The organism is Candidatus Poribacteria bacterium, from assembly GCA_021295755.1.
Lineage (GTDB): Bacteria > Poribacteria > WGA-4E > WGA-4E > PCPOR2b > PCPOR2b.
In genome coordinates, this window is sequence record JAGWBT010000034.1 from 24799 (window position 1) to 33661 (window position 8863).

Genomic DNA, 8863 nt, shown 5'->3' on the forward strand with positions numbered 1-8863 from the left:
TCTTATCAGAGGGGTTCAGGGGGACTTTTGGAAACTTCGCGAAGGCGGGAGTTATTGGTAAATGTCTACTTATTTATCTCATTCACCATAAACACAACCAAACCCTTCAAAAATCTTAACTTGGGTTTGCCAACTCGTTGGCGACAGCTTCGGCATTAAAGAACTCCGAGAGGAACAATACGTTGATTAAAGGCAACTACCTGTTTATCAAGTTGAAGGGTTGGTTTCGTAGTATCTAAATCATAACCCGCATCTTCTAAAAACTCCTTGAGTGTTCCAAGCTGTGCTGTTTCTTCGAGTTGAATTTCGATAACCTCAAGGAGATTTTTTCTCGCCTCCTCAACATCCCCTCCGCAACTTGCAACATCTAACTCCGGGCAATAGGCGGTGTACATATTGCCCTCTTTCCAGATTTCTTCTGTGACAACGAGGTTTTTCATTGTACCCTCCCTATTAACAAAATCGGTTTCTCTCTTGCGTTATCATAAGTGAAAAGTTCGGTTATGATAGGTGGGAGCTTGGGTTATGTCAAGTTTTTATTCCCTCAGCTTCTATTAAAACTCGGTGGTGATTCCTAAGTAGGGGATGAACGGGAATTGGTAGATTTCGTCCTTCTCTGTATAATCGTCGCTGTAGCTGAAATCGAGCAGATTTTTGCGATTATAGGCGTTTAGGAGTTCAAGAAAGAGACTCATCTCCCAGCTATTGAATCGGAACGCTTTACTGAGTTTCACATCCAACCGGTGGTAGGGTGGAAGCCGTCCTGAATTTGTTTCCGCATAAATCGGGACGTAGATAGATTCGCCGTTGCGTGGGTCGGTTTTCTGAGTCGCGCTTTCCACTGGAGTATAAGGGTTGCCGGTTCGGTACTGCCATTTTACACCAATCTCCCAAGTCGGTGTCAACCTATAAGTTGCCGCCAAGGTGGCAACGTGTGTCTGGTCAAACGAATAGTAACGATATGGTTCCTCTGGGCGGTCACGCCGTTTAGAAAGCCCATACGTGTAAGATCCCCAACCCAGAAATCGATCTCCGGCACGATGGCGTAAGAACACCTCAGTCCCCTGTGCGAATCCAACGCCTTGGTTAAGATAGGTCATCTGATCATCGGTGGTCACAAGGTTCGCAAGATCTTTATAATAGCCTGCGAATTTGAACTCTGTCCCCTCTGAGACTTGGCGTGTGAATTCCAATACATAGTGACTGGCTTGGCTTGCGCTCAAGTCGGGGTTTCCGACGCTCTGGGTCAGTCGTGGTGGTCCGGGCACCTGATGATAGTCGCCGTAAGAGAATTGGAGCTGAGAACCTTCCATAATGTCTAACAGGAGGCTTCCGCGCGGTTGGATAGAAAAGTCGTCAACCAAGCTGAAGTAATCTACACGCAAACCGAGCACAACTGACAGGAACGACAACACCCTATACCGGTCTTGCAGGTACACTTCCATTCGTCGACTAGATATGGATTCATCGAATGTTTGCTTTTCGATGAACCGTGGATCGTAATCAACCTCACCTTCATCGGGCGGACGGTTACCCGTGCCAACTGCTCTGCCCAACTCAAGACCAAGTATCACGCCGGATTCCAGTCGATGTTTCGGGTTTAAGTTGTAGGTGATGTCCTCGCGGAGCAAGTAATCTGGTGCATCAATTTTTAGAGCAAGCTCAGGACCGGCACTGACGTCGAATTGGAAATCGGAACGGGTCAAGGATAAAAAAGAGGTCAATCGGTCTGAGAGCCGGGAACGGAGGTGGATACCCGCCCCTTCAAAGCCGCTCCCGAAGCTAATGTTTCCTCTGATATCCTGGTCCACATCTTCGCCGTCTAGTTTGAGTGCAAAGCTGTCGCCAGAAGCGAATATGTTCAGAGAGAGTTGATGTTTTTCAGAGAGGTCATATCCGCCCTTTACCTGATAATCCCAGAACCTAGGGAAAGCGGTGATTGCGCCACTATCAAACGACAACGATCCGAGGAATAGGTCGATGTAACTTCGTCGTCCGGCAAAATACCAGAACCCTTGATCACTGATTTTTCCCTCCAGCAACCCTTCGGAGTAGAGGACATTCAGATTCAATTTTGCGCGGAAGCCATCGGTGTTTTTGTTCCGGGAATAGATGTCGATCACCGCCTGTGAATCAACGCCAAATTCGGCACCGTAGCCGCCGGCGTAGACATCAATCCGATCGATGATTTCAGAACTGAGGGACGAGACGATTCCACCAAAATGGTAGGGATAGCCGATCGGCACTCGGTCAAAATAGTAGAGGTTGTCTTCATCGGAGCCGCCGCGGATATAGAGCGCGCCACTAAAGTCGTTCGCGACCCCGACACTGGGCAGGGCTTGTAGGGCGCGCAGGGCATCCCCTGTGGCGCCGGGGACGCGCTGGATCTCGGAGCTACTTAAAGTTTGTCTGCCAACGGGTGACGCGGCACGTTCTCCCGTCACTTCTACTTCATCAAGTTCGACTGTAACCTGTTCAAGATAAATTTTGAGTTCGGTTGTTTCTCCCGGCTCAATGGTGACGACGACCTCCGCTGGTGGATTATAACCGGAAGCGGATGTGGTAAGTGTATATGTTCCGGCAGGTAGGTTGCGGAACCGAAATTCGCCGTTCTGATCGGTGGTGGTACGCTGATTCGTTTCTACGATGCGTATCTGGGCGGATGCGACCGGCTGCTCAAGATCTTGCTGATAGATTGTGCCGTAAATTTCCCCTATGCTGCTTGAGGCCCCTTGTCCAAATGCAGCGCAGGGATAAGTAAATAAGATCAATACAAGAAAAATTGAAAACTTCTTCATGTGGTGCTATTCTCCTTTTATATTTTTAGTTTATTTCTATGACGGAAATATGTTGATCTGAGTTGACATTGTGGAGAGAAAAAAGGGAGGATTTGAACGATGTTTTTTATGGAGTAGCAATAGGTGAAACGAAAGGGTGGAAGAGTGGAAGTCCATCTCTAAGCCTCCGGCAAGGCCTGTAAGTGATGCTGCCTTTCTTCCCAATCGGGGAGGTAGGCGGTCATGAAACTTTTGAACACTCTCCCGTGATTTGGGACAAGGAGATGGACTAGTTCGTGAACGATGACAAATTCTCCCAACGCTTCCGGCAAATTGAGCAGATCGGTGCTGAGGGTCAACCGTCCATTCATTGATATGGATGCCCACTTTCTCCGCATGTTGCGTAGATGCACCTCTCGGACCGTGACGCCCATGCGGTCCGCCCATTCCCACACAGCACTTTTCAAATCCTCTGAGTCGTTCCAGACGCTTTTGGTTTTCATATCCGTTGTATCTTCAACAAGGCATTTGTTGGTGTCATAACACCTTGTGTAACGACTAGTCTTAAGGTACGGTAAAGATTAATTCTTAACTCACGTTCCTGCTGTTCGTTCCATTGATAATCGGGAAATTGATCAAATACGCTATCAACCTCTCGCGTCTGTTCTGGGGTAATTTCTTCCGCAAACCCCTTAAGAACCGTATAAACCGCGTAGGCGTTATCGTCTAGGTTCATTCGGGTCTGTTCGCTTGACGCCCGCTCACATTCCTCTACTAATTCTTCATACGCAGCCAGTACCTGCTGCGTTGTCCGTTGACGATTTTCGTATGCTTCTCTGAGTGCCTCTGCCCGGTCTCCGATCGAAATGAGAAACGGTTTTGACCGGCTTTCTTCTGCTACCGTTTTATGCAGTATCTTCCGCAAATTTAGCACCTTCACCGTATCGGATACATCGCTATTCCCAACTTCCCTCAATGTGTTTGCGTTCAGTGCTTGAATAGAGCCCGGTAACGCAAACCGATCGCTGTCCGTATGCTGCTGTAGCAATTTCCGCGTCTTGGCGGTCAATTCCTTATCAACATAAGGATGGTCGGCGTAGGCGTTACGGATCAGCCCGTAGAGCGATGCAAGCGACTGATAATCCGCTATAAACGGGCGTAAGGAAGCATCCGGCGAAAGGATGGTATAAATATCCTGCAACTGTTTGAAGAATTTGAAAAAGTTTTCTCGAATCTCTTTGTCCTCGAAATGCTCAATTGCGCTCTCTTTTGCCTTATCGTTCCAACCCCTTGCAAAGGGGAGATACTGCGCCGCGTCCTCCTGAATTAACTTGGCGAAAAGGTTCTTGAGTACGTCGATATTCCGAATCACGCTGCCCACCTCTTCTGAATCAAAGGCGAGGGCTTTTTCCAAATTTTCAAAGATACCGACAAAATCCAAGACAAACCCGTACGGTTTTATTAGGCCGTCGTTGTCCTCATAAGGACGGTTGACGCGGGCAATCGCCTGTAACAGGACATGATCGCGCATCGGTTTATCAAGGTAGATGCAGTAGAGAATCGGCGCATCGAAGCCTGTCAACAGCTTTTGGGTCACAATCAGAATCTTTGGCTGTTCGCTTTTGTCAGAGAATTTCTTACGAATTTCCTTCTCTTCGTCATCGGTATGCCAATGCACTTTCATGGCTTCGGGGTCTTGATGGTACGGGGAATAGACCACCTCTGAATACTTCGATGGTAGATGTCTATCGAGTGCCTCCTTGTACAATGCACACGCCTCACGGTCTACGGCGACCAGAAACGCCTTGAATCCCATCGGCTCTACGTTTTCTCGAAAATGTTCCGCAACCGCTGCAGCAACGTTATCCACTCGATCGGGGGCTTTCATTATCGCTTTCAAGTTGACCGCCCGATCCAGAATCGCGTCCAGTTCTTCAAAGTCGCTCACACCTTCCCCAACGACAAGCCTGAAAAATTCACTCTCCAATGTTTCGCTATCAACCTGCAAATCGGACGGGGCAAGGGCATAATTCAACGGAACGGTTGTCCCATCTTCAATAGACTCAGCTATTGCGTATTTATCCAGATAGCCCTGCTCATCTTCTGCACCGAACACCTTAAAGGTCCCCTCGCCCTGAGAGAGGGTGTCGATCGGGGTGCCGGTGAAGCCGATATAGGTTGCATTGGGCAGGGCTGCCATCAGGTAATTCCCCAAATCGCCGCCGGTCGTCCGGTGCGCTTCGTCAACCAAGACTGTCACCCCTTCGCGGGTGTTGATATCCGCCGGTATATCGTCGAACTTATGAATCATTGAAACGATTAAGCCGCGATAATCGGACGCCAGGATTTCTTGCAGGTTCTGTTTGCTCTCTGCGACTTGAAAAGCAGTGATGCCGTAGCCGGTGATATTTTTGAAAAGTTGGCTCTCCAATTCGTTGCGGTCAATTAGCATAAGCACCGTCGGCTTTTCTGTTTCTCCACCTCCGCGCAACAGCCGGGAAGCAACCGTTATCATGGTGAGGGTCTTACCGCTGCCCTGTGTGTGCCAGATCAGTCCGCGTCGTTTGTCCGGATTGTGAACCCGATCGATTACCTTCTCCACCGCACGGGTCTGGTGCTGACGCAACACCACTTTGGTCAGTGCATCGTCCTTGCTCTGGAAAATAATTGACTCTCGCAATACTTTCAGGAATCGCTCACGGTCAAAGAAGGTCTTGACTTTCGCCTCGTAGTTTGTGGGGTCGTCGGTCTTATAGTTAAATAGGTTTTTGCGGCTGACGTTCCATGTTACGCCATACAACAAGTCATGCATGTGCGTGACGCCGAATAGTTGTGCGGTGGTAAACATCTCCGGCGTTTCACGTTGGTAGCGGCGGATCTGATCGACACCTTCCTCTAATCCATCCCGCTTGTTAGCAGATTTGGTCTCCACGATTGCCACCGGAATCCCGTTAATTAGAAACACGACATCGGCGCGATTTCGGTGTCCTGCCCCACCCTGCGTCCATTCATCGGTCACATGAAACAGGTTGTTGTCAGGGTTATCGTAATCAATCAGGGTGACGTTCCGATAACGATCTTCATCCGGAACGAAAACCGACTGTTCCCCGCGCATCCAAGAGAGCGCGTCTTGGTTTCCTTCAAGCGTCGGTCTGAGGTGATTCAATTGTCGAATAATCTCATCGCAGCGAGATTGATCCAGTATGCCACCGTTGAGTTTCATTAGTTGCGCTTGCAGTATGTCGGTAAAGTAAAGTCCGGTATTATCGCCGCGCTTTTGCGTCGCTTCTAATCGAGAAACAGATTCCCAGCCAATTTCATCGGCGTATTTGAGCATTGGATTCTGTACTGCGGCGCGTTCGGCCATAGTCTTCCCCATAACGTTGGCAAAATTGTGCAGCTAGAAAATTTTCCAAATTTCCCGCGAAATTACACATCTGACGTGAAACGTGATGCGTGAAAGGTCAATTGTCTGAATCACAGATTATAGTGGATTCTAAAAACAGATGGACACTTTCGATCCCCATGTTTGGTAGGCGCTGTTTCCAACTGTGCCGATACAGAGTGTCCAATTAATTCTAAACTTTACTATAGTTTGCGTCCTCGGATCACAATCTAACAGATCGTGGTACAAAAAACTATCTACTTTTAATGTCTACTTATTTCTCTAATTCACCATAAATAGCCCTATGTACATTGCTAACGCTATGGCGAAATATGAGTGGAGGTGATACGATGGACTTTCCTTGCGATCAACCCCCTGAAGACGAGAAGCCTCATCCGTTCACTTGGTTCATGCGTTACCGCGATATGGAGCCGCCGCGCTCGATTGAAAAATTGCACCGAAGCTGCACCGAAGCTGCACCGAAAAAAGGTGTTTCGTTGGCAACGACGCTGCGAGGCATATGATAGGCAGAATCATTAAGCCGCGTATATGGTAGATTTTAGAATTACTTGGACATTGTGCCCTGTAAGTTCGTGGACACCCACAAGGGGTGCCCCTACAAGCTGCCTACATATTTTGATAGTTCACCATAATTCTAAATTCTAAACTTTACTATAGTTTGCGTCTTCGGATCACAATCTAAATGAAGATTAATTTATTAATTCGGTAATTTCCCAACGATGTCCGGTGCGGTTGGAAACCGCACCTACCGGGCCTGGGGGAAAATATAGAGGATTTTGTCGAGATGTGAATCTCGACCTACAGGATATTTGTTCTCGCCGATAAAGCAAGATCAAGGAGTGTAGGGAACAGCGATCCTCCGTTCCGAGAGTTGTTCCCTACAACTCGTTAGGCTTAACGATACTGATGAGTGATTCGTCCTGTCATACATATTGCGCTCCTCCCCGATGAATCAAGATTCAAAACTGGAGCGAAAGCAGAATCCCTCAACCTTTTTAGGATTTATGCAGTTGAACGGTAAAATCTAACCCTTTCTGCTACGTGGAACCTAAGCCTCCGTTTCGGTGATCTACCGGCACGATTTGGCAATTTGGCAGGGCCCTGTCAGGTCCCAGAAAAAATTTAACCTCATATCGGGGGTTCATCATTAGCGGGTGTCTCTCTGAACCCCGATGGAGCCTAGCTTCAGGGCGTTTATCGGTTTTTACCGCGTAACAGAAAAGGCGTGTAGACGGCTTGCTGACCTGCCATATACGCACTGTTTATGAACCGTTTTTCACTTAAATGGCAACATAATCTCGCCAAATATCAGGGATTTGGTAGGGCACTGACAGGTCAAAACGCTGAAATGCGTCAGTCCTGAATATTTCTTCATGTTGGTTGTGTTGGTGTAGATTACTTGGATTGATGGATATACGCTTAATATTATATAACATTTGTTATAATATGTCAAGTGATTTGTGAAATGCTATTAGGGGCGTTTATGGCAGATGATAGAATTACTTAGACACTTCCAATCGACATGTACAGATTGGGAAATCTGTACCCACAAACAACCAATGTCCACTTATTTCTCTAATTCACCATAATTCTCCCATATTATTGTCTGAATCACGGATAAGCACGGATTAACGGATTACACGGATAATTGTCTGAATCAGGATTTTCAGGATTAAAGGATTCACAGGATGGGCAACCTTCCGGCGGAGCGGTATTCGCATAATCGGGGTCCGATAAATCCCCGATAAATCGTCCGTTCCGAGACCAGGAGAACAGGTCCCGACTTGTCGGAATGCTCGGAATAGCACGAGATGAAAAACCATCTGAATCACGGATTAAACGGAGGACGCGGATTGCACGGATTCTACATCAATTAGTGGCACGGCGGATCTTTTCCCTGTCAACCCAACCTACGATCCCGTCATAATGTCACTGGGTTTCACCGGCAAGTTGCAACGCTTTATCAATGAGTGCGGAACTCAGATATAAACCATGAGCCTGCAACTCCGTTATAGGAGGCCGAATCGCATTAATCAACCCTTGTTCTTTTGCAAGTAGTAGAACGCCAATCGTTCCGGTAACCTGTAATCCAACCTGTTGGGCATATCTGCGAGCTTTCAGTTCGTCAATGATAACTAGACGTGCATTGTGTTCTTCGGCTAGAGCTAAAACTGAAGCTTCCCCTTGATGGAGTCCCGCATAAGCCGCCTGTTGTGGATAAGTCAAACGAACGGTTTTAATCCAAGGGGCCTTATCAAGCGATGCTTGGCGTTCTATTGGCTTGATTTCGAGAAACTCCGCTTTGACCGCCGGTGGAATCCAGATTTCTGTGTAGATTTTCCGCAACAAAGCAAGTTGGTCAAGTGACCATAGCGCGACGAGCGGTGTATTATTGACGATGACTGGCTTTTCTTGCATTTGCGAGAGATTGCTCAAGTTCCTCAGGCCTTTCTCCAAAGGGCGACAGTCCGTGCTCTCCAAGCAGAAATATAAATGTGGAGCGTGGCACCCCCGCCAGTTGCGCGGCGAGTCCGGTGCTGAGTTTGCCTGTTTCGTAATATTTCAATGCCAATAGCAAACGGGCTTCCTCTTCAAATTCTTCTGGCTCTTTTCCGAGTGCTGATAGAACTTCAGCTGGATATTGAATCGTTTGCGTTTCCATTTTTGTGCTCCTATGTTA

At 47.7% G+C, this 8863-nt stretch carries 7 protein-coding genes; 1 reads left to right on the forward strand and 6 read right to left on the reverse strand.

What is annotated here, in order from left to right:
- Positions 1-155: 155 nt before the first annotated feature.
- From J4G02_06790 to J4G02_06805, 4 genes are all read right to left on the reverse strand, one after another.
- Positions 156-440, reverse strand: a complete 285-nt coding sequence (locus J4G02_06790; protein MCE2394282.1) for a hypothetical protein — start codon at positions 438-440, stop codon at positions 156-158.
- Between the two features lie 114 nt (positions 441-554).
- Positions 555-2798 (reverse strand): TonB-dependent receptor, encoded by a 2244-nt coding sequence (locus tag J4G02_06795; GenBank protein MCE2394283.1) that lies wholly within the window; start codon positions 2796-2798, stop codon positions 555-557.
- A gap of 158 nt (positions 2799-2956) precedes the next feature.
- Positions 2957-3280, reverse strand: coding sequence for a M48 family metallopeptidase (locus J4G02_06800; GenBank protein ID MCE2394284.1), 324 nt, complete (start codon positions 3278-3280; stop codon positions 2957-2959).
- Positions 3277-6144, reverse strand: coding sequence for an HsdR family type I site-specific deoxyribonuclease (locus J4G02_06805; protein MCE2394285.1), 2868 nt, complete (start codon positions 6142-6144; stop codon positions 3277-3279). The genes J4G02_06800 and J4G02_06805 overlap by 4 nt, the downstream gene beginning before the upstream one ends.
- A 368-nt stretch (positions 6145-6512) precedes the next feature.
- Between J4G02_06805 and J4G02_06810 the strand changes: the two genes are divergently transcribed.
- Entirely contained in the window at positions 6513-6686 is a 174-nt protein-coding gene (locus tag J4G02_06810; GenBank protein MCE2394286.1) for a hypothetical protein, read from the forward strand.
- A gap of 1426 nt (positions 6687-8112) precedes the next feature.
- Here the strand turns inward: J4G02_06810 and J4G02_06815 are convergent.
- Together J4G02_06815 and J4G02_06820 are read right to left on the reverse strand one after the other, a co-directional pair.
- Positions 8113-8601, reverse strand: a complete 489-nt coding sequence (locus J4G02_06815) for a DUF3368 domain-containing protein (GenBank protein ID MCE2394287.1) — start codon at positions 8599-8601, stop codon at positions 8113-8115.
- Positions 8573-8845: a UPF0175 family protein gene (locus tag J4G02_06820; GenBank protein ID MCE2394288.1), complete on the reverse strand. Its 273-nt coding sequence runs from the start codon at positions 8843-8845 to the stop codon at positions 8573-8575. The genes J4G02_06815 and J4G02_06820 overlap by 29 nt, the downstream gene beginning before the upstream one ends.
- Between the last annotated feature and the right edge of the window lie 18 nt (positions 8846-8863).